Origin of the sequence: Psychroserpens sp. Hel_I_66, from assembly GCF_000799465.1 — a bacterium.
Classification (GTDB): Bacteria; Bacteroidota; Bacteroidia; order Flavobacteriales; family Flavobacteriaceae; genus Psychroserpens.
This window is the reverse complement of record NZ_JUGU01000001.1, coordinates 110054-133057: the sequence shown is the minus strand read 5'-3', so window position 1 is coordinate 133057 and position 23004 is coordinate 110054. Positions and strand designations below refer to the sequence as shown.

Sequence of the window (23004 nt, the reverse complement as noted above, 5' to 3'; positions counted from 1 at the left end):
CTATTCTGTTTTTATTTGCTAAATTAGGTGCTTAAATACGCCACTAATCATACACATCAACGTTGTGCGGCATGCACTGACTGCATAAATAAATATGAACGAAAAAGAAAAATTTCCAACACCATCTCAATTTTATAGAGAACTGCGACCCGAAAATTTTTCAGATTCTAAAACAGAATCCAAAGTTCTATTGACCAAAGAACAACTAGCTTTTGAAATAAATCAGATTTCTACAAACCAAAAACATGATAGTTTTGAAAACCTTTGTCGCAAATTAGCTGAAAAACTAATCACACCAAACTTGATTCCACAGGTCGGACCAACAGGTGGTGGAGATGGAAAAACAGATTCAGAAACATATCCAGTTTCCAGTTATGTTTCTGATAGGTGGTTTATCAGTGAAAATAAATGGAATGAAAATGAGAATTGGGCTTTTGCTATAAGTGCTAAAAAAGATTGGAAACCAAAGGTTAAATCTGATGTAAAAAAGATTATTGAAACAAATAGAGGCTACACTAAAGCATATTTTTTTTCAAATCAAAAAATTCGTAGTAAGGATAAAAAAGACACACAAGATTTTATTAATGAAAAATATGGAATTGAACTTACTATACTTGATGCCGAATGGATAATTGAAAAGGTTTATAGCAACCATCTTTTAAATGAAGTTATCGACTGCTTAAATTTATCATCTTTACATCGAGAAGAAAAAATAATTGGAGCAAATGACTTAGTAAGGATAAAAAATCTATCTGAAATTGAAGAAACTATTAATAACTCGGATAGAACTTTCGAAGTTGACTTTCAATTAGTAGAGGATTGTTTAGAAAGTGCTATTTTATCTAGAATGATAGAGTTACCAAAGACAGAAGTTGTTGGAAAATTCGAAAGAGCAAAAAGATTTGTAAATAAACTCAGTAGTGTACAGCAAAAAATAAGAATCCACTATCAACTTGCTTGGACATTAATCAATTGGTATGACGACTATAAGAACTTTTTAGAAGAGTTTTTAATTGTAAAAGAGTTGGTTCAAAGTCATCCAAATTTAAACAACATAGAGTTTTATTTGAATCTTTTAAATATTCTTAAAACTTTATCAAATGTTGAAGAGGCGAAGGACATACTTATAATTGACATCGAAAAAGAAGAACAAGATTTTATAGTATTCATAACTAAATGTTCTAAAAACAAAGAGAAACCATCCACTTCTCTTCTTGCAAAGTTTCATTTATCATTCTTCCAATTAAGAAGAAAAATTGAAAATGGAATATCAGTTTCTGATGAATTGATAAAACTTAAAGAATACTTTAAACTAAGTGAAAAACATTTAGATATACCATTTGAGCAGTTAAAGGAATTCATTAATGTTTATGATAAAATTCTTCCTGATGATGAAAATTATGATGATTTGATTCATGTAATTGCAGAATTAGAATCAACTAGAGTTTCCGAATTATCTTCTGGTAAAATTTATTTGAATAGGGGAATTACCAAATTAAAAAATGATTTAAATAAACAAAGTCTAGTTTTCTTTGGAAAGGCTGTGAGAAAATTAGCTAAAGAGGAAACACAAGACGAGTTTTATTTTTGTTTAATGTTATTAAGTGAAGCGTATTCTAATTTAGGTCTACATTGGGCTGCCAACAATTGCTTAGTCTCGGCTGTTAACATATATATAAATGAGTTCTTTACTAAAGGTACAATTAACAAAAGACTTTATAAAAGTGTTGAACAAATTTTAAAAAATGAAACTATAATTGGACGCATACCTATATTACTAACTTGGTATGAATTATTTAATGTTATTAAACAATATTTCCAATCAGAAGGAGACATTGAAAATGAAGAAATGCCTATTGAGAACCTAATAGATGGCTGTCTTTCTACAAGATTATTAAATACTCATTATGATAATTTCACAGAGCTTTCAGATTTACCAGATATTTTAAATAAAAATGACCTTTGGTTAAGTAGTGATTCAGCTTTATACCTATTAGGTCATGAAGAATTAATTGAAACAAACGAAACTAAGAGTCCTTCGTTTACAAGGGAACACTTTAATCAATTCTATAACACTTTAGCAAACCAACCATTTGTAAAACAGATGGCTTTTGACAGTAATTTTTTAAGTAAAGATAAAATATCATCTCACACTAGAATTCTTGGAATAAAGTTAATAATCAATTCAAAAAATGATTTACATCTTTTAATTTTAAGTGAAACTATTTTTGCTTATCTAGAATCATATTTAGCAACTGCATTTAAGGATGCTTTTCCTTTATCTGAAAAATTTATTATTAATATTAAACATGAGAACTTAGATAGGTTCTTCAAAATAAAACAAGAGAGCAAAAAAGTATTCAATTTATCTATTAAACAGGGTTATGATTATCAATCAAAAGATATTCCTGAACTTATGGATGAACTAGTTCCCTTAGTTATTGGAAATAATTATTTATTCAAAGATTATAAAGATTTTTTCGAAAACTTGTATAAAAATGACGAAGTTCATGAAAGGCTTTCTTTAATAATTGAGCACAAAAATTTCTTGACAAACATATTGACTTCAGAACCGAAATTCTTTTTAGAAAACTGGAAAAAAGAAAACACCAAAAATTACCCTTTGAAAAGAAATTCAAATCCTATAAAAATATCTATACCTGAAATAAAGAAAGATAAAGGAAAACCAAATTTTAATTCCGTAACTCATAAAAACATGATAGCGGAAACCGTTATTGACACTAATTTATGGGATAAAGCTAAATGGAAAGCATTTGGTTTTGTACAAATGCCTCTGCCAACACCTTTTGGTATTTTGTTAGCATTTGAAAATGAACAGGCTGCAAAAAATATTTTTGAAAATTGGATAAAAGAGTATGGTAAAGCTGATAAAGAAGAAACAATTTCTATTTCAATAATTAAAGGGATTAGGAAAGATAAACCATATTGGTATAAAGTTTTAATCAGTAAGGATATCAGAAAAAATCAAATGAAAGATGGTTCTTTTATTTCATTATCATCTAGATTTCACAGAATGGAAGCCACAAGTAGTAAAAATTTAGATAATTTGATTAATGGTTATAAATATTTTAAAAAGTATTTATTAATCCCTGCTTATGTTGATAAGGATGCAAATATGAAACCTTTTCCTGAATTAGGAATTCTAAAAACCAAATTGAAATTTATTAATGCTTGGGAAATCGGAATTCATGAACCTGAAAGTGTTGTAATAACAGACGATGATAATCCAATTATACCTGACAACTTAGATAATCCACCAATTTTGGAATTACTAAAAGACAAAAGAAATATTAATTAAGCACGACCGCACAACAACGTGTATAATTAATTGCTTTGGCAAATGCTTATTTGGAAAATTCCTTCGGAATTTTCTCGCGTTCGTTTTTGTTTACTAAATTAGTTGCTTAAACACGCAACTAACCATACACAAAACCGTTAGCAACAACCTAAAATGACATTACGCAAAGAAAAAATAATCGGAATATTAATTGGAATAGCAGTATTGATACTATTCGTTATTAAAATTCTTCCTGCCTTAATGTTTGCCTCTGGAATTCCAGAACCTCATAGTGTTAATTTAAATAAAGTAACGGCTTCAAAATTTATAGCTGATTTAGAAAATTACGAGAAGATTTTTGAATTAGATGACTGCCAAAGGTATACTAAACGGATTAATGGAATTTCAGTCCGAATAAATGAAAAAGAAACCGATGACGAATATGGAACTTACTATAAACTGATTCTGCAAGACCAAAGCATTGACGAAGAAGTTTTTGAGAATTTTAGAAAATATCTAAAAGATTCTGAATTGAGAACTTACCAAAAGATTGATGATTATTCTCTTTTTGTAGTTGATGGATTTTTAGATAGTATTTGGGGATATTTATATCTTCATTCTGATAGAAAATTAGGAACTGAATATTTTAATGTTGACCATTATACAATTAAAGTAATCGAGGATTTGGGAGATAATTGGTATCGAATTGCGGGAAGTTAAAAGGCAGTTGCTAACACCGTGTATAATTAATTGCTAGGTAACTGCCTACTTACGAACATTCCTGCGGAATATTCTATCTGTGATTTATTTGCTAAATTAGTTGCTTAACCACGCAACTAACCATACACAATCACGTTGTACCCAATTTGAGAAACGCAATCTTAACCGAAAAAAGTAATTGAAAATATGACAAATAAAACGCTTGAAACATTCGAATCAAATTCTGACTTTTCATATTTCATAAATAGTCGATTTAAAAAAGATATCGGAAATATGCGATTTCCCGAAAAATACGAACAAAAAAGACCTCCGAAAACTGTAACTGCGGATAAATCAAATCCTGAAGTTAAAAATATAATTGACAGAGAATTGATACGTGATAATATATTTGTTCAACATAAATTCGATATTTACGAATATCCTATTGTCGTGTTTTACGAAAACAAATCGAAGGAAATTCTAAAGCCTTTTAAGTTGCCGAAAGACGCTGAAAAATTCAGTAATAGTCTTTTAGATAAAGGATATTACTCTTTACTGATTAACATAATGAATCACGAAATTGATTGTAAACTTTATAAATAATCGGAAATAAAAACTGGGTACAACACCGTATAAAAATAATTGCGGTTTTGTGCTAATACAAAGGTAGTTGCGGGTTTACTACATCTGATTTTCCTGCGGAAAATCCTCGCACGCAAACCCGCAACTATTCTTATACATCAACGTTGCCAGTAATTTGACCAAACCAAATGCATTAATATTTAAAGATTTAATGAAAAACCAATTTTTAATTTATTTCGCGATAATTCTAACACTTTTCGCTTGTAACAAAAAAACAGACGAATTGAACGAAATGAACTCATTTTTAAAAACAAATTTTGAGTTTAATAATAGAGTTTTAAAATCGGAAAGAAGTGATTATCATACTTTAATTCAAGAAATACCTTCGCTAAAAATTGATGAGCTTGATAAATTGGATTCACAATTTGATTTATTAATATTCAAAATTGACAGTTTAATTTTAATTGAAGAAACCGATATAGATAAAACAATTTCAGAATCAAATTATATATTTAGAAAAGCTAAGAAAATCGTAAAAAACATGGCAGATTATTCATTGGAAGAATTTAAAAAACCAAAAACAGATTCCAATGATTTAATTCTAAATCACTTAAAAAACAGGCTTGTTATAGCAATGACTAACGCCTTTCAATATGCGAATGGATTTACTTTATCAGAACCAACATATGTGAGAGGTGTTGATAGTATTATCACCAGCAAAACTGAAAACGGAATTAAACTTACTCTGACGTCTAAATATGGACAATCTGTAATTGATAATAGAGACATTTTAATAAAAAGTATTAAGTTCAATGGACAAGAAAAGAAAATATACTACAAAATAAAACATAACTATTCTTTCGCAGATATTGAATTTGATTCTTTACAGAACGGAATATATAAAATAAACGGAATTTTAAAATATTATGCCAGAAGTGGAGAACTTGAATCTTGGTTTGAAAAGGAATTTAAATTGGAATAAAAACTACTGGCAACACCGTGTATAATTCATTGCTGGTTATAGCCTACTTACGAAAGTCCTCACGGACTTTCTATCTGTGATTTATTTGCTAAATTTAGCGCTTAAACACGCAACGAAATCATACACAATCACGTTGTGGCCAATTAAACCGAACTTGAAAGCATTAAAAATCACAAATGAACACGATTAGAACTCCAAAAATAAAAACTGATAGATTTATAATGAGGAAAATTGTTGATAGCGACATTAACAATATTTACAAAGGACTTTCTGACCCTGAAATAATAAAATATTATGGAGTGAATTTTAAATCCTTGGAAGAAACAGAAGCACAAATGAGTTTTTATGCTAACCTAGAAAAAAACGGCACAGGTATTTGGTTTGCAATCTGTTCATTAGACAATAAAACTTTTTACGGTGCAGGTGGACTTAATGATTTGAGCAAACAACATAAAAAAGCAGAAATCGGCTTTTGGTTACTAACCGACTTTTGGGGAAAAGGAATTATGACTGAAGCTATGCCTTTAATATGTAACTACGGATTTGATGAACTAGGACTACATAGGATTGAAGGATTTGTCGAATCGAACAACACAAACTGTAAAAAAGCAATGGAAAAACTTGACTTTCAATACGAAGGAACGATGAAAGACTGCGAAATTAAAAATGGGGAATTTATTAGTTTGGACATTTATTCTAAAATTAAAACATATGACAATAATGGAATTATTAGCATTTAAATAATGGAAGGATGAGTGAATTTTGGGAATTAACATTTAGCAAAAATGATAAAATGTGGGGAGATAGCCCTACTGACAATGCAGGCAATGTTCTTAACTTACTAAAGAGAAAGAAAATTAAAAGTATTTTAATCCCAGGCTTCGGGTATGGTAGAAATGCAAAAGTTTTTTATGAGAATGGGATTAATGTTTCAGGAATTGAAATTTCTAAAACCGCGATTAAAAGAGCAAGAAAATATTTTAAGAGTGATGTTACAATACACCACGGTTCTGTTGCTGATATGCCCTTTGATAAGAATAAATTTGAGGCTATTTATTGTTATTCACTCATCCACCTTTTAGGAAAAGAAGAAAGGAATAAACTAATTAAGGATTGTTATTCCCAATTATCTTTTAACGGAATTATGATTTTTGTTGCATTGTCAGCAAGCGATAAGCGATTTGGCATTGGAGAAAAAGTTGGGCAAAACACTTTCTATTCCCCCCAAGGCTTAAACCTCTACTTCTATGATGAAAAGTCTGTAAAAGAAGAATTTGAAAATTATAATATAATAGATTTAAAAGAAATTAATGAACCTGAAGAAAATCCAAGTGAAAAACATTGGATGATAGTTTGTGAAAAATAACTGCCCACAACAATGGGTATAAAACATAGGGCGGTCAGTGGTTCCCGCAAGTTTTCGGCAATTACCAAACTCTGTTTCGGGTGGACAGTTAACTGCTTCGAAATGCCCTACGTTTCATACCCGAGACCGTTGTACACAATTTGAGAAATGAACAAATACGACAAAATTGGAATAGCATTATTATTAATTGGAGTTTCAATTTATTTTGTGAAATTTGGATTTCTACTTGGTTTTCCGATTTATCTTGTTGGAATTGTTATACTTCTGTTTGGAAATTTAAAAATTAAACATAAAATATTCTGGATTTTAGTGCCTGCAATCTCACTTTATTCATACTATCATTTGGCCTCTTCATACTACTCAGGCATTAATAAAATAGATTTAATTCTTCCTTCCGAATTCAAAGGGACTGCAATTATTATAGATAATACGGACTTTGGACAAACATTCGAAAAAAAACAAAATCGTGAACAAATTATATTTAATGAAAATGGAATTGCATTTTACCCAACAGAACTGGAATTAGAAAGTTCTCGATTTAGAGTTTTTACTAAACAAAAAAACGGAGAATTAAAAAGAGTCATGTTGAGGTCTGAAAGTTCTGAAAAGACAACTCTTTTAGCTTTTGGAGAAAGTAGTTTTGAAAAAACAATCGAATCTGAAAATAAATATATTCCATACGATTTTGTCAGAATTGGAGAGAATTTCAAAGAACAAAGTAATTCCGAGAAAAGGTGCGAATTAATTGAATTAATAAAAAAAGGAGAATTAAAAACTTCTTACAACAATGTGTATAATTCATTGCTAGTTAGAGCTTACTTACGAAAGTCCTCGCGGACTTTCTATCTGTGATTTATTTGCTAACTTTAGTGCTTAAACACGCAACGAAATCATACACAACAAAGTTAGGCACAATTTGACAAACTAAAACTATGAAGTTTAAAACTATATTAACTCTGTCATTAATATTTTCACAGATAATCCTATTTGGACAGAATCTGAAAATAGAACCTTATGAATTTGTATCAAAAGCTAAGGATACTGTTCAAGCTGAATTAGGAACGTTTAAGGTCATGGAAGATAGAACCAGTAATTCTCAAGATTCAGTTCAACTTTCGTTCATTAGATTTAAAAGCACAAATCCGAATCCTGGAAAACCTATAGTATATCTTTCTGGCGGACCTGGAGGTTCGGGGACTGAAACAGCCAAAGGAGGCAGATTCGAATTGTTTATGAAGTTACGGGAAGTGTCAGATGTAATCGCCTTTGACCAACGCGGAACGGGATTATCGGATAGACTTCCTAATTGTCCATACACTGCCGAATTCAATCTCGAAAAACCAACTGACAAGGCTGAATATGTTCAAAAGACAACAGAAAACATTTCAAGATGTTTGGAATTTTGGGAGCAAGAGAGTGTAAACTTAAAAGCTTACAACACAACAGAAAGTGCCAAAGACATAGATGAATTGAGAAAGATTCTCAACACAGATAAAATTTCGATTTGGGCAATAAGTTATGGTTCGCATCTTGCTTTTGAATACATCAGGCTCTTCGAAGATAAAATTGACAAAATGGTATTGGCTAGTCTCGAGGGTTCAGATGAAACAATAAAACTTCCAAAAAACACCGAAAATTTTTTATTCCAAATAGCCGATTTAGCGAAAGACAATTTTGGCGCAGAAAAAAAATATCCTGAATTAAAAGAAAAAATTGTTGAAGTTCACGAAAGACTGAAGAGAAAACCAGTGACAAGTTCCTACAATAATAGACGTGGGGGAAGAGACACGGTAGGTATTTCCAATTTTGAGCTACAATCAGCTATTGCAACATTCTATTTGAAAAATCCTAGTGATTCAAAAAAACTTCCCAAGCTATATGAGGAAATGCATAATGGCGATTTTTCAGCAATTGCACCAGATGTTATGGTAATGAAACGGTATATTTTCAATGGTGTGAGTCCAATGTCCTTTGCAATGGATATGCAGAGTGGAATTTCAGAAGAACGAAAAAAACAAATAGACGTTCAGATAAATCAATCCATTTTGGGCAGTTCCATTAACTTTTTGCTTTATGAATGGATGATAAATTTAGATTTCCCACAACTTCCAAACGAGTTCAGAGAATTAAAGTCAAACAAAGTAAACGCTCTACTACTAAGTGGCTCTTTAGATGGTAGAACATACTTAAATAGCGGAATTGAACTCGCCAAAAAGTTTGAGAACGGTAGTCACGTCATTTTAGAGAATGCTGGACACGACTTATATATGAAATCACCGTTAATTGGCGATATGGTTCTAGACTTTTTAAAAGGAAAGGAAATTAACATTGACAAAATTGTACTTGTACCAACAATATTTGAATAAAAAACTGTGCCTAACAATGGCTATAAGTAATTGCTTGTTCTCGCCTACTTTGGAAATTCCTGCGGAATTTCCAACTTGGTGTGTACTTGCAAAGTTAATCGCTAAACCACGCAACTACTCATAGGTACTGTGTTACAAAACAAGTTTTTCCTTTAAAATTTTAGGAAACAAATTGATTTATCAAATTGTTATCCTGTGCAGCAAGGGCTTTGTGCTTTTGCTGCTTTTTATTTTCAAAGTCCGCGTCATAATTCTCTTCGTTCTGCCATAAGGTAAACATTAATATTAGCAGTTTTCTCTGTACAGCTACCAGTGCTACCAATGGCTTTGCTTTATTTGGTTTTAATCGGTTGTAAAATGCTTTCAATGTAGGATTGCAACGCACACAGGTCATCGATGGCATATGTAACGCTGCTCTGATATAGATATTTCCTTTTTTGCTAATCCTAGTCTTTCCTTTGAAATTTCCAAACTCTCTCAATACGACATCATAGCCTGCATAGCTTGCCAGCTGTTTTCCGTTAGTTACCGATTCAAACCCCAAGGTCTCACCAACAATTGTGGCTGCCGATATAAAAGAAATACCAGGTATACTTTCCAGATAACAAAGCTTCCTTTTTAATTCCTGATCTTCCAATATCAGGGCACGCATCTCTTGCTCTATCGATTCTATCTGAAGGTTTAATAGTTTGACTCTAGCCTTATGTCTCTTTGATGCTCTAGCACTTTGACTAACACCTGACAAAAGTGCTCCCTGACGGTTGGTCTCCACCGTTCTGTCCTTCAACAACGAACTACGTTCCCTGCTCAATGCCTTTAGTTCTTGAAGTGATAAACTAGGTGGATGCCATAAACGGGGAGCCCTTTCCAGACCCAGCATACTCAGCATTCTGCAGTCCAGGGCATCCGTCTTTGAGCGTTGGTCTAGACTTTGTGCATAACGCTTGACTCGACCCGATTGCATTATACAAATATCATATCCTCGCTCATATAGGTAATGTGCCACGTGCTGATGATAGACTCCTGTAGCTTCCATAACTATTATGAAATTAACACTGGTATCAAGTGATCTCTCCAACCATTTAACTATAGTCTTATAACCCGTAAGATCATTACTGTCATCTTCATGGCTCTCGAATTTCTTACTTAAATCATTGGTCAAATGACCTAAGGATAAGCTCAAACTTAATTTGGAAACATCTATACCCAAACATTGTCTTAATATTGTATCCATTATAATTGATTTTTAAAGCTATTGTTCCCCTTCGCATCTTTGCTCGCATTTGATTCGATCTCTTTAATTTGGATCTAGGTACTGTTCAGATTCTAAGAGAACTATAGAAGGGCGGGATTTCTATGAAACGATATCAAATAATGTATCTAGCCGAGACCTCTATGTCCCTTCTATTTTAGCTCTTATTAATAACTAGAAAACTACTATATTTATAATCAATAAACTTTAAAATGTAAACATACGAGCCGAGACCGTTGTAAGCAAGCTGAACATCCAACTAACATTGAAGATAACACCATACATATTTGAACCCGATAAAAGTATTGAAGTTTACAAGAAGACTTCTGAATACTTATTGGAAAATCCTAACATAAAAGAAAAGATAGAGGAATTAGGATGGTTTTATCACATAATTGGAATGACAATTCCTCAAAACTGGGACAATTTTTGGTCTGGACATATATTTCCATTTTCGGAATCTTGGGAAGAACTTCAAATCTCATTTAATTTAGTTTGTTTCGGACTTTACAAACAAGCTTTTGTCTCTTTACGAAGTGCACTCGAATTAGGAATGTTATCTGTCTATTACAACATCAATGATGAGGGTCATAAAATGGTGCAAGATTGGCTTTCATCAAAAGATTCAAATGATGCGAATACACCAAGAGCAAGTACAATTTGGAAAGTACTATTGTCAAATGAAAATATTAAGAAATTCGACAAAGAGCATAATTTAAAAAAGAGATTTGAAGAACTCGGATTTTTACATAATTACGTTCATACTAAAGGTAATAAGTACTCAAATAAACTTGGGCGATTCAAAAGTAATTCTCAAACTTTTGAGCCAGACTTAATCGATTCTTGGCTGAATACTTATGAAAAAATTGCTTCAATAGTTTGTACTCTTCATTTACTAAAATACCCAATATCAGTAGTAAAATATGACTATTCAAGAAAATTTGGAATTGACATACCAAGTTTTGGTGGATTAGAAACATTTAACATCGAGAAAATTAGGAAGATTCTGCCTGAACACTATTTAGAGAGTATTGAAAAAATTGCTGAAACTGATATTTCAACACAAGAAACTATTAAAGAAATAAAGTCATTTCCAGACAAAACAGAGGAAGAAGTTGAGGAACAAGTTCTGTTTATTGAGAAATTGACTATCGAAGGCTGTGGATTTAAGAAGTGGCTTGAACAACAAAATAACTTACTTAAACTATTCAATGAAAAAGAATTTAGCGAAGTAATGATAAATCGAATAGAAGTTCTAAAAAAATGGTCTATTGAAAATGATTATTTCGACAAGACTAAACTTGACAAATACAAGAAAAAAAAGGAATCTGAATGAAAAGCCTGCTTACAACACCATATATAATTTATTGCTGGCAAATCGCTTACTTGCGAAAATCCTCGCGGATTTTCTTGGTTAGTTTTTATTTAGTAAATTCGTTGATTAACCACGCAACAAACCATATATAAACACGTTAGGTACAATTTAAAAACAAACAAAAGTCGAATATGAAAACACATCTGAAGATATTAGTTTCCCTCTTAATAATTATTTTGACAATAAATCAAGCTGTTGCACAAGAGGCCACAAAAGCACATAAGGATTCGTTGGAAATAATAGTTAAGAAATATTATGAACTAAATCTTAAAATATTTCAAGCAGATTCTAACGTAGAAGATATCGACAAAACCTTTGAGCTATTTACGGACGACTTTACATATGTTCATCCAAAATATGGCGGAACGTATACCAGAGAGGATTTGTATAACGGATATGTCCGAAATCAAAAAAATGGAGGTTATGATGGAAAAGTCACGGATATTAAAGTACTAAATAAAATTGTTGGATTGAACGCTGTTGTGACACAAAAATGTTTTGTGGAAAAGAAAGATGGCAAAATTAAAGATGGCGAACCAGAAATGACCCTTTTTGAATTCAGAAACGGAAAAATACTTCGAATCTTTGAATATTGGTAGCAAAAAAACTGTACCTAACAAGGTATATAAAAAATAGGCAAAACAGTAGTAAAATCAAAGCTTTTGGTTCGTATCAAACATTTTTCTTAACCTAAAGTTTCGTGCTTCGTAATCGCCTACTTTTCATATACTAACCGTTGCCAGCAATTTGAACCAAGCCAAAGAATGAACAGATTAGAGAGAGATAGATATATAGCTTGGGTTGGTTATTCAAGTGGAGATATTCAAATTTGGGGACAATACGAACGATTATTTGAATTTATTTTTGAGGAATATCCAAAGACAAAAAGAAGATTTGATGAAATTTCATTACCTACTCTATTTACACTATCTCACGCAATTGAATTAGGTTTAAAAGAGAATATTAAATTTTTCAAACAATATCACGAATCAAGTATTCTATCGAAATTTAAGAATTGGATTTTACTAAAGAAAAGTCACGATTTGAAAAGCCTATCAGAAGAATTAAAGTCTGGTTACAATAAATTACATAAAAAAGTAAAAGCTGATAAGGAAGAAAAAGAAGAATTTAATAGATATTTTAAGTCATTGAAAGAACTGATTTCATTGCTTGACCGAAATTCAGAAACTTATAGATATTATTACAAAATTGACAATAAAGGAGATACGATAAAGGAAAGTATTGACCGAACGAAAAAAATTGACTTTCTTGAAATTAAAGAGCATTTTGATAAAGTAAAAACTCTTTTAATTGGAGCACCAAATTCATTAGGAATTTATACCGACTTTATTGATTTTCAAAAAGCAAATCCTGAATACAAAAAAGGAAAAGGATATTTATATTGTCAAAAACTTCATTACACCGAACATTTTTTGGAAAATGTGAAAGAAACACTAAATGAACGAATGACTAAAATAAGTGATGACAGATGGTTTGATACAAAAACAGGAGAAAACTTTGAGATAGAAATATACAAAGATGAAATTTATATAATTGCGGTCTGAAATAAAAACTGCTGGCAACACCGTGTATAATTCATTGCTGGTTACAGCCTACTTACGAAAGTCCTCGCGGACTTTCTATCTGTGATTTATTTGCTAACTTTATTGCTTAAACACGCAACTAAATCATACACAATCACGTTGTAGCCAATTAAAAAAACTCAAGCAATTGATGAAAATTGAAAACATAACTTTTTCGCGTTTTGTAAAACAAAAAATCCCTTTTGATTTTGTTACAATACAAGAATTACATGAAACAATTTCAGAAAGTAAATTTGATTTATCTAAACCTCATAGAATTGAATTTCATGCGTTAATTATAATTTTAGAAGGAGAAAGCAAACACTTTGTAGATTTTAAAGAAGAAATTTTATCTCCTGGAACAATTTTACCAATAGCAAAAGGACAAATTCATTCGTTTAATAAAGAAGTAACAGTAAAAGGATATGTAATTGGATTTGAAGAGAGTTTTATTACGCAAAATATTAATGAAAAAAACTTATTCCATTTTTTACAAATATATAATACGTCAAATATTCAAATAGCAAAAAAAAGTATTGATATTTTGAAGCCTATTTTGCAATTATTGGGAAACTTACATAAAGATATAGACGATAATTTAAAGTTAGAAATTATTCATTCTACATGTATGACTTTACTCTTTCAAATCAAAAGACTGGCATGTAATAAACATGTTTTTTTTGATAGTGAAAGATTAAAAAACTTCTATCTCTTTAAAGAGTTAATTATTAAACACTATAGTGAAATACATAACGCAAAAGATTATGCGAAAAGATTAAATGTGTCCTACAATTATCTAAATGAAATAAGTAAAGAAATTACAAATAAAACAGCTAAAGATTTTATTGACAGCTGGTTATTATTAGAAATAAAACGAAATATTTCAGAAAAAAAATACACTTCTCAAGAAATTGGATTTAAAATGGGGTTTAAAGAACCTTCAAACTTCATTCGTTTTTTTAAAAAACACACTCAGCTAACCCCTATTCAGTTTCAAAAAAAACTTTGAAAAATTAACTCGATTAGAGATTGACTATCTAAAAAAAGAGATTGATAATTCACCAAAGACTATTCCTCCTGATATTTGTATCAATTAATAAATGATATAAATTAAAGACATAAAAAATGAGTGAATTAAAAGGTAAAATAGCTGTTGTTACTGGAGGTAATAGTGGTATTGGTTATTCAACAGCCAAAAAATTTAAAGAAGAGGGAGCAACTGTAATAATTATAGGTCGTTCAAAAGAAAAAGTAAATACAGCAGCAACTGAACTTGGTGTTAAAGGTGTAGTTGCAGATGTTACCAGTTTATCTGCTATTGATAATGTCGTTAATGAAATAAAAAGTGAGTTTGGAAACATTGACACCTTATTTGTTAATGCAGGTGTTTTCATTCCTGCACCCGTAGGTCAAATTACAGAAGATATGTTTGACAACTTAATGAATACTAATTTTAAAGGCGCTGTATTTACAATTGAGAAATTTTTGCCAATCCTCAATAGTGGCGCTAGTATTATCAACTTATCTTCTATTAACGCTTATACGGGTATGCCGAATACAGCTGTTTATGGTGCATCTAAAGCAGCATTAAATTCATATACCCGAACAGCTGCAACCGAGTTGGCTCCACTTAAGATTAGAGTAAATGCTGTAAATCCTGGGCCAATTGCTACTCCGATTTTTAGTAAAACAGGAATGTCTGAGGAACAACTAAAAGGAATGGGTGAAGCAATGCAAAACAGAATTCCGCTTAAACGCTATGGTCAACCTGAGGAAATTGCTGAATTGGTAACTTTTCTTGCTTCTGACAAAGCTTCTTTTATCACTGGTGGTGAATACAATATAGATGGAGGTGTCAATATTAACCCATTATTAGTAGGATAATATTCTAGATTTAAAGAAGGTTATGAATTTAAAAGCTAAACACAAGATTTAGCAAATTACTTAAACATTAATAGAGATACAGAAAGTTGTTTTATTCATTTTGAATAAAACGACATAACAAATCTAAAAAAAATAATAAAATGATAGAACAATCGGAAAAAGTATTAAAACAAGCAATTGAAAATGTAATTAAGGTAGGAACAACTTTTGACATAAAACAACTAGAATATATTTATCATGAGAACGTTCAAGTTATCATGGTAGGTCAAAATGGATTAAATGGAATATTAGACAAGCAAAGTATTAAGGCTATGTTTCAAGCTAAAAAAGATAATGGAGATAGCCCATTGAATGATTATGTTGAATTTAATCTTATTCAAGCAAATGGTGATTCAGGTCATGTGATTGTAACGCGTATGGTTAATTTAACTGGAGTTGAGCAGCGGCTTGTATTTAGTATTGATTTAATCAAAAAAGGAGATAGTTGGTTAGTAACTAGAGAAGTTGTTGTTGCTCAACCTGAAGATTAGTAGATAAATGATAGTCAAAAGTTATCTAAAAAATGACATAAAAACTGGCTACAACAACGTATATAAAAAATAGCAGTTAAGAGCTTAACCTAAAGTTAGGCTCTTTTCTATTATATTTGTTTTAAAACTGAAAATTAGTCCATACAAATCTGCTACTTTTCATATACAAACCGTTGGCTACAATTTCAAGAAATCAAGAACATTAATTTTATAAAACTTACCTATAGGAATTTGATGGTCTTTAATTTGGATCCTATTACCTTCAATACTATTAATATGTTCTTTAGCAACAATATAAGATTTATGGACTTGCAAAAATATTTTAGGAGAAAGCATTTCCAAAACATCAGATATTTTTTCTCGAATGAGTATTTGATTTTCGAATAAAACAACTTTGCAATAGTTTCCGGCAGCTTCAACAAATAAAATATCATTTAATTTTACTTGAACGTGCTTTTTATCACTGTATAAAAAAATATGTTGTTCTTCTGTAGTTTGAAATGATCCTGATTTGTTTGAATCATTTTTTAAATTAATAGTTTTATTAATGGCTTTTAAAAACCTATCAAAACTAAATGGTTTCAATAAATAATCTATAACATTTAGTTCATAACCTTCTAAAGCATGCTCACTATAGGCTGTTGTTACAATTACATTTGGTGGATTTGGAAGCGTTCTTAAAAACTCAAATCCTTTTAATTTAGGCATGTTTAAATCTAAAAAAATTAAATCTACTTTATTACATCTTAAATACTCCAGGGCATCTAGAGCATCATAACAACGCTTCAACAATTTCATATTGGGTAATAAATCACAATATCCTTCTATAATATCGTGAGCAATATGTTCATCATCAATAATTAAATATGTAATCATAATTGCAATTCTAATTGAGCTTTATATACAGAATTAACATTAATAATATTCAACTTATGCTTTTTAGGATACGCTAACTCTAATCTTCTTTTTAAATTTTTTAGTCCTATGCCAATTTCTGTTGGTATTTCTTTTTCATCAAAATTATTCTCAACTTCAAAAGTTAAATTTTTTAGGTTAGTGATTAAGTTGATATGAACATAAGCATTTTCTCTTAAATTCTCAACGCCATGTTTAAAGGCATTTTCTACCAAGATAATTAATAATAGAGGCATTATTTTTATGTTTTTGTCTACTATATCTGTTTTAAATTGAATATCGATTTCCTTATGATACCTCATTTTATGCAAGGCAATATAATTCTTTAAATAAATAACTTCTTCTGCTAAAGAAACAGTATTTTTTTCGCCTTCGTAAATACTGTAACGCATTAAATCAGATAATTTTAAAATAAGAGCTTTGGATTTTTCAACGTCTTTATCAACCATTCCATATAAATTGTTGAGCATGTTGAAAAAGAAATGCGGATTCACCTGACTTTGTAAATGGAGCAACTCATTTTTTTTTGTTTCGTTTTTTAAGTTTAAAACAGACTTTAATTGCATAACGAGCCAGATTAAACCAATAACAAGTAAAATAGCGTAATAAATTGCAATAATAATTCCTACAGATGAAGGGTAATCCCCAAGAAAGACTACTGAATCATTTCCAAGTACCACAAATTCATATGCTGTAATACCTATTGGAACTAGTATGGTTATAAAAACAACTATTTTAAGGATAAGCCAGTTGTTTCTTTTTAAAATTGATTTCATATTGCAAAAATAGCTGAAATAGAACTACAAATAAATAAGAGTGATGAACGCTCCATTTTGAATGTCATAAGTATTAAAAATTGTGACAAAAGCATTTCACCTATTCTAACCTATTTTTTATCATACTGTGAACTCTGTATATCACAAAAAATTCTTCATCACTTAACCTCATAATATATTTGATCCATCATTAATCAAAAAACGAACATCATAATAAAGTTAATCAAAATGAAAAAAAGAATTTTACGTTATTTAATACATGTTTTCGGCACTTTAAGTGTTCTATTAATAGTTGGGGTTATCACTTTAGTTTCATTAAATGGCACTTTTGATTTCGGTGATAATCCTTTGAAACTAAATTTAGAGAAAGAAGGTCCATATGTATTTTATGAAACCGATAGTACTTTAAATGTCAATTACATTAAAGGGAATAAAACAGATGGATTCTATCTTGATCAAAAGGAATATGCAATAAATGAAGACATCCCTACCAGTTGCTATTTTCCTTTAGACGGCTCAACCTTTAATTTTACATTAAATTCTAATTTTGAAATTCCTAACTCTACCTATTCTGACAATGAACCTATTCTTGCCATATCTGATATTGAGAGCGGTTATAAAACCTTTCGTGATTTTCTTATTAATAGTAAAGTAATTGATAAAAATCTAAATTGGACATTTGGTAAAGGACACCTTGTACTGGTTGGTGACTTTGTTGACAGAGGCTTTTCTACGACACAAGTTCTTTGGTTTATTTATAAACTAGAACAGGAAGCTAAAAAACAGGGTGGATATGTGCATTTTATTATAGGAAATCATGAATTGTACAATTTTCAAGGAAAATTCGAATCTGCCTCCTACAAATATAGTGGAGTAGCATCCATTCTAGGAAAGCAGCATCATAACCTATACGATGAAAACTCATTTATTGGAAAATGGATGACATCTAAAAATACTTTAGAGCTAATTAACGGTCATCTTTTTGCACATGGAGGAATACATCCTGATTTTGCAAATTATGATATTTCAATAGATCAGGTTAATCAAATAAATAGAAATAATTACCGTCAAGCATATTTCCCTAAACCAGAAGAATCGGTTGAGCAATTAATTCTTTCAAACAAGAATGGCATCTGTTGGTATCGAGGTTATTTTAACGATGATCTCTCCCAAGAAGATGTGGCAAAAGGAATTGACAAATTTAATGCTAAAGCAATTGTTGTTGGACATACACTTCAATGGAATGTAAACAAATTATACAATGGAAAAGTATTTGCCATCGATGTTAAGCACCCAAAAGATTATAGTAAACATTGGCCTTTTAAAAAATCTGAAGGCCTGCTGATAACAGAAGGAAATTACTTTCAGGTATTAACAAACGGAGATAAAAAGCAATTATAATAAAACACAAAAAGATGAAAACTAAAATTTACAATTACTTGACAAAACCATACATCGTAGTTCTTACAATGCTCATCGCACCGGTATTTGGTTTTATAGATCGGAACTTTGTCTTTTTCTTCGGTCTGGGAATTGCGTTTTTAATTTTATGGGGAAGCAATTATGAATGGTCAAAGTTTGGAATGGGACAGAAAATTAATAAAAAAACATGTTTAAAAAGTGTACGAATAACACTTGCCTTTTTTATTGGGTTTAGCATAGTTATAGACCCAATACTTCAACACTATTTGGGAAACTTTGATTTATCATCTGTAGAAGACATTAGAGGGAATTTAGCTGGCTATATAGCTATAATGATTGTTATGTGGGTATTTGCTGCCTTTGGAGAAGAATTTCTTTTTAGAGGGTATTATATGAAGGGATTAGCAGAATTATTAGGAAACTCTAATAAATCTTGGTTATTGTCCGCAATCATTACTTCGGTTTATTTCGGTATATCTCATGCGTATCAAGGACTTGTTGGTGTAATATCTGTGTTTTTATGGTCTTTATGCTTGTCGCTTATTTTTAATAAGAATAGAAACAATCTACTTTTACTTGTATTAATTCATGGCTTTAGTGATACTATAGGTTTAACACTGATATATTTAAATAAAGATTCTCTTATATCTGAATGGATTCAGTAATTATTTTAATAATGTATGAATGATTTTTCGACCAAATAAAAAACTGTAGCCAACAATGTATAAAAGCAATAGCGGTTTGGGTGCTTCTGAAACCGTTTTTGTGTTTAATTAAGTATCTTGCATTCGGAAAGGTCAGTGTATATAAATCCGCTACTGCTCTTATACTTGACCGTTAGCCACAAGCTGAAACCAAATTCTCCTCCAATTCTAAAATTGATTTAAAAATATTTGTGTAACCGAATGATTACATTTATATTTGTAACCGAACAGTTACACTTATTATGAGAAGAGATGTTTTTCAAGCAATTGCGGACCCAGTTAGACGAGATATTATTGAATTGCTAGCTACTGAAACTTTAAGCGTAAATGAAGTTGCAGAAAAGTTTGAAATCAGTAGACCTGCAATTTCAAAACATTTAAAAATTTTAAACGAATGCGGAATAATCGATTTTAACCAAATTGGTAGAGAGCGTATCTGTTTAATTCAAGCACAAAAACTTATCCCTGCATTTTTGTGGATAAAACAGTACAATATATTGTGGGAAGACAGAATAGACTCCTTTGAAAATTACATTAATCAAATACAAACAAAAAAAGATAAAAAATGAGCGATTTAGCAAACAGAACTCTAACAATAGAGAAAACATTTAATGCACCTGTACAATTGGTTTGGGATGCTTGGACACAATCTGAACACATTTTAAAATGGTGGGCTCCAAATGGAATGGAAATCAAAGTAATTCAGCACGATTTTAAAGTCGGAGGAAAATGGAAATATTCAATGCCAATGCCAGACGGAATTGAATTTATATCGGAAGGCACATATAAAGAAATTCAAGAATTTAAGAAAATAGTTACTTCTGCGGACTTTAAACCTATGACCGAAAATGTAGAACTACAAACCTACTTTGAAGCAAATGGAGATAAAACCAAGTTTACTTTTAGTGTTATTCACGCAACACCTGAATATTGTAAACAACAAGAAGAAATGGGATTCTATAACGGTTGGGGTTCAGCTATGGATAGATTAAAAAAGCTTTTAGAAACATTGAATTAACAGAAATGAAATCAAGGACTAAAAAAACCTCTTACTTAATTTCAACCAGTTTACTTACACTAATGTTGTTGGTAACTATTGGAAATAGTGTATTCAATCCTGAATTTTCAAAAAGGTTTTCAGAGTTAGGTTTTCCTATTTATTTGATATTTCCATTAATGACGGCAAAAACTTTAGGATTAATCGCCATATGGTCAAATAAATCTGAAATTTTGAAAGAATGGGCTTATAGCGGTTTTTTCTTTCTTTTCTTATTGGCTTTTTTAGCAGAATTAAATGCTCCAGTTCCAGATTACTTTTCGCCTCCTATTGCTTTGATTTTACTACTAACTTCATTCATTCTTTGGAAGATAAAAACTGAAAAGTAAATAGAATAAATATTGCTAACAATGTTTAGCCAAAAACTGAAAAAACGAATGGACAAAGAAAAACCCAGACTTGCAAGATTGACAGCAATCCTAACCCAATTACAATCGAAAAGAATTGTAACCGCAAAGGATATTGCCGAAAAATATAATGTAAGTATCAGAACGGTTTATCGGGACATCCGAACTCTTGAGAAGTCGGGAATTCCAATCGTGACGGAAGAAGGAAAAGGTTATTCCATTATGGAAGGTTATAAACTTCCGCCAGTTATGTTTACCCAAGGCGAAGCGAACGCCTTAATAACAGCAGAACAACTAATCAGAAAGAATAAAGACCAATCTTTAACCGAACAATACGAAAGTGCTGTAACAAAAATAAAGTCAGTCTTAAACTACGCTCAAAAAGAAAAAGCAGAATTGCTGACTAACAAAATACAGGTACGCAATAATCGTGAGAATGAAAAAACAAGCAAATATCTGATACAAGTTCAATCGGCTATATCAAACTATCAAACGATAAAAATTGATTACCTGTCATTGGAAAACAAACAAAGTCAAAGAGAAATCGAACCGTTTGCACTTTACACTACACAGGACAATTGGATACTTATCGCCTTTTGTAAATTAAGAAATGACTTTAGAGCGTTTCGTCTTGATTGTATCGAAAAAATAGAAATCTTGGGTAGTCATTTTGAACCTCATAAAATGACTTTACAAGAATACTTTGAAAAATGTATTGAAAAATACAAGGACACCCCTGACACACCTTTGGCACAAGGTGAATCTACTTTTGCATTAAATCATAAAATTTAAAAAATGCAAACAGTAAGAATTAGACCATTTAAGATTATTGGAATCTCGATTAGAACGACAAACGAGAACGGACAGGCAAGCAAAGAAATTGCAGAACTTTGGGGTAAGTTTATGTCCGAGAGTATTTTGGCAAAAATCCCTAATAAAGTTGATAATGAAATTTATTCACTTTATACGGACTATGAAAGTGACCATACAAAACAGTATACAGCAATACTTGGTTGCAAAGTTGAAAATTTGGACAATATTCCCAACGGAATGGTTGGTAAATCATTTAGTGGAGGAACATACACCAAGACAACTGCAAAAGGAGACTTAATGCAAGGTTTGGTCGTTAACCAATGGTCTAAAATATTTGAGATGGAATTAGACAGAACCTATGATACCGATTTTGAGATTTTCGGGGAAAAAACACAAAATCCTTCTGATGCGGAAGTAGATTTCTATGTAGGTATAAAACAAGAAACGAATGGGTAAACTAACCTTAAAGACAGACCCAAGAGTAAATGAAGTTTTTGCGAATTATCCCGACTTTGTTCGGAATAAATTGCAACGTCTTCGGGAGTTGGTAATAGAAACAGCAGAAGAAACCGAAGGTGTGAATGTCTTGGAAGAAACTTTGAAATGGGGAGAACCCAGTTTTGTCACCAAAAACGGAAGCACTTTGCGAATGGATTGGAAAGAAAAAACACCTGACCAATATGCAATGTATTTCCAATGTACAAGCAGATTGGTTGATACTTTCAGGTTAGTCTTTGACCACAAATTTCAATTTGAGGGTAAACGAGCAATCGTTTTTCAGTTAAACCAAAAAATCCCTAAATTGGAACTAAAAGAATGCATAAAAGCATCTTTGATTTATCACAATGTAAAGGAACAGTTTACATTGGGAATTTGAGAAATGAATAAAAAGCCAGTGGCTAACAATGTATAAAATTAATGGCTAGTTCTCGCATACTTACGAAAATCCTCACGGATTTTCTATCTGGTGTTTATTTACTAAATTAGGTGCTTAAACACGCCACTAATCTTATACAAAACCGTTGTAGTGCATTTGAAGAAGCTCTCTGCAAA

General features: G+C 31.0%; 25 protein-coding genes. 22 read left to right on the top strand and 3 right to left on the bottom strand.

The window, feature by feature from the left end; all coding sequences use genetic code 11:
* The first annotated feature begins 94 nt into the window (after positions 1-94).
* The 8 genes from GQ40_RS00645 (at position 95) to GQ40_RS00610 (ending at position 9293) form a co-directional block, all read left to right on the top strand.
* A complete protein-coding gene (locus GQ40_RS00645; protein ID WP_047544838.1) occupies positions 95-3319 on the top strand; it encodes a hypothetical protein in 3225 nt (1074 codons plus the stop codon).
* Positions 3320-3472: 153 nt separating this feature from the next.
* Entirely contained in the window at positions 3473-4018 is a 546-nt protein-coding gene (locus GQ40_RS00640; RefSeq protein ID WP_047544836.1) for a hypothetical protein, read from the top strand.
* 186 nt (positions 4019-4204) lie between these two features.
* Positions 4205-4600: a hypothetical protein gene (locus tag GQ40_RS00635; protein WP_047544835.1), complete on the top strand. Its 396-nt coding sequence runs from the start codon at positions 4205-4207 to the stop codon at positions 4598-4600.
* A gap of 271 nt (positions 4601-4871) precedes the next feature.
* Positions 4872-5561: a hypothetical protein gene (locus GQ40_RS00630; RefSeq protein WP_156115485.1), complete on the top strand. Its 690-nt coding sequence runs from the start codon at positions 4872-4874 to the stop codon at positions 5559-5561.
* A 176-nt stretch (positions 5562-5737) separates the two neighbouring features.
* The gene (locus GQ40_RS00625) at positions 5738-6301 is read left to right on the top strand and encodes a GNAT family N-acetyltransferase (RefSeq protein WP_047544833.1); all 564 of its coding nucleotides are present in this window, start codon (positions 5738-5740) and stop codon (positions 6299-6301) included.
* 11 nt (positions 6302-6312) lie between these two features.
* Positions 6313-6927: a class I SAM-dependent methyltransferase gene (locus tag GQ40_RS00620; RefSeq protein ID WP_047544831.1), complete on the top strand. Its 615-nt coding sequence runs from the start codon at positions 6313-6315 to the stop codon at positions 6925-6927.
* Positions 6928-7074: 147 nt separating this feature from the next.
* Positions 7075-7779, top strand: coding sequence for a hypothetical protein (locus GQ40_RS00615; protein ID WP_047544829.1), 705 nt, complete (start codon positions 7075-7077; stop codon positions 7777-7779).
* An 80-nt stretch (positions 7780-7859) separates the two neighbouring features.
* Positions 7860-9293, top strand: a complete 1434-nt coding sequence (locus GQ40_RS00610; protein ID WP_047544827.1) for an alpha/beta fold hydrolase — start codon at positions 7860-7862, stop codon at positions 9291-9293.
* A gap of 160 nt (positions 9294-9453) precedes the next feature.
* Here the strand turns inward: GQ40_RS00610 and GQ40_RS00605 are convergent, their stop codons facing one another.
* Positions 9454-10527 carry an IS110 family transposase gene (locus GQ40_RS00605; protein WP_047544825.1) on the bottom strand — a complete coding sequence of 358 codons (1074 nt, stop codon included), beginning with the start codon at positions 10525-10527 and terminating at the stop codon, positions 9454-9456.
* A 283-nt stretch (positions 10528-10810) separates the two neighbouring features.
* Between GQ40_RS00605 and GQ40_RS00600 the strand changes: the two genes are divergently transcribed.
* The 6 genes from GQ40_RS00600 to GQ40_RS00575 all read left to right on the top strand — a co-directional run bounded on the left by GQ40_RS00600 (position 10811) and on the right by GQ40_RS00575 (position 15917).
* On the top strand, positions 10811-11881 hold the full coding sequence (locus GQ40_RS00600; protein WP_047544823.1) for a hypothetical protein: 1071 nt from the start codon (positions 10811-10813) through the stop codon (positions 11879-11881).
* 170 nt (positions 11882-12051) lie between these two features.
* The gene (locus GQ40_RS00595) at positions 12052-12519 is read left to right on the top strand and encodes a nuclear transport factor 2 family protein (protein ID WP_047544821.1); all 468 of its coding nucleotides are present in this window, start codon (positions 12052-12054) and stop codon (positions 12517-12519) included.
* Between the two features lie 165 nt (positions 12520-12684).
* A complete protein-coding gene (locus GQ40_RS00590; RefSeq protein WP_047544819.1) occupies positions 12685-13485 on the top strand; it encodes a hypothetical protein in 801 nt (266 codons plus the stop codon).
* 169 nt (positions 13486-13654) lie between these two features.
* Entirely contained in the window at positions 13655-14512 is an 858-nt protein-coding gene (locus GQ40_RS00585) for a helix-turn-helix domain-containing protein (RefSeq protein WP_047544817.1), read from the top strand.
* Between the two features lie 116 nt (positions 14513-14628).
* Entirely contained in the window at positions 14629-15387 is a 759-nt protein-coding gene (locus tag GQ40_RS00580) for an SDR family oxidoreductase (protein WP_047544815.1), read from the top strand.
* Between the two features lie 140 nt (positions 15388-15527).
* On the top strand, positions 15528-15917 hold the full coding sequence (locus GQ40_RS00575) for a hypothetical protein (protein ID WP_047544813.1): 390 nt from the start codon (positions 15528-15530) through the stop codon (positions 15915-15917).
* Between the two features lie 177 nt (positions 15918-16094).
* Here GQ40_RS00575 and GQ40_RS00570 read toward each other — a convergent pair whose 3' ends face one another.
* Both GQ40_RS00570 and GQ40_RS00565 read right to left on the bottom strand, forming a co-directional pair.
* Positions 16095-16793: a LytR/AlgR family response regulator transcription factor gene (locus GQ40_RS00570; protein ID WP_047544811.1), complete on the bottom strand. Its 699-nt coding sequence runs from the start codon at positions 16791-16793 to the stop codon at positions 16095-16097.
* Positions 16790-17608 carry a sensor histidine kinase gene (locus GQ40_RS00565; protein ID WP_047544809.1) on the bottom strand — a complete coding sequence of 273 codons (819 nt, stop codon included), beginning with the start codon at positions 17606-17608 and terminating at the stop codon, positions 16790-16792. Before GQ40_RS00565 ends, GQ40_RS00570 begins: the two co-directional genes overlap by 4 nt.
* Positions 17609-17836: 228 nt before the next feature.
* Between GQ40_RS00565 and GQ40_RS00560 the strand changes: the two genes are divergently transcribed.
* The 8 genes from GQ40_RS00560 (at position 17837) to GQ40_RS00525 (ending at position 22828) form a co-directional block, all read left to right on the top strand.
* Complete coding sequence (locus GQ40_RS00560; RefSeq protein WP_047544807.1) at positions 17837-19009, top strand: metallophosphoesterase; 1173 nt, start codon at positions 17837-17839, stop codon at positions 19007-19009.
* Between the two features lie 14 nt (positions 19010-19023).
* A complete protein-coding gene (locus GQ40_RS00555; RefSeq protein WP_047544805.1) occupies positions 19024-19695 on the top strand; it encodes a CPBP family intramembrane glutamic endopeptidase in 672 nt (223 codons plus the stop codon).
* A gap of 248 nt (positions 19696-19943) precedes the next feature.
* Entirely contained in the window at positions 19944-20303 is a 360-nt protein-coding gene (locus tag GQ40_RS00550; protein WP_316931480.1) for a metalloregulator ArsR/SmtB family transcription factor, read from the top strand.
* On the top strand, positions 20300-20752 hold the full coding sequence (locus GQ40_RS00545; RefSeq protein ID WP_047544801.1) for an SRPBCC domain-containing protein: 453 nt from the start codon (positions 20300-20302) through the stop codon (positions 20750-20752). The genes GQ40_RS00550 and GQ40_RS00545 overlap by 4 nt, the downstream gene beginning before the upstream one ends.
* 5 nt (positions 20753-20757) lie before the next feature.
* Positions 20758-21120 carry a DoxX family protein gene (locus GQ40_RS00540; protein WP_047544799.1) on the top strand — a complete coding sequence of 121 codons (363 nt, stop codon included), beginning with the start codon at positions 20758-20760 and terminating at the stop codon, positions 21118-21120.
* A 48-nt stretch (positions 21121-21168) separates the two neighbouring features.
* Positions 21169-21930: a helix-turn-helix transcriptional regulator gene (locus GQ40_RS00535; RefSeq protein WP_047551215.1), complete on the top strand. Its 762-nt coding sequence runs from the start codon at positions 21169-21171 to the stop codon at positions 21928-21930.
* A 3-nt stretch (positions 21931-21933) separates the two neighbouring features.
* Complete coding sequence (locus GQ40_RS00530; RefSeq protein ID WP_047544797.1) at positions 21934-22407, top strand: GyrI-like domain-containing protein; 474 nt, start codon at positions 21934-21936, stop codon at positions 22405-22407.
* A complete protein-coding gene (locus tag GQ40_RS00525) occupies positions 22400-22828 on the top strand; it encodes a DUF1801 domain-containing protein (RefSeq protein WP_047544795.1) in 429 nt (142 codons plus the stop codon). Before GQ40_RS00530 ends, GQ40_RS00525 begins: the two co-directional genes overlap by 8 nt.
* Positions 22829-23004: the final 176 nt, after the last annotated feature.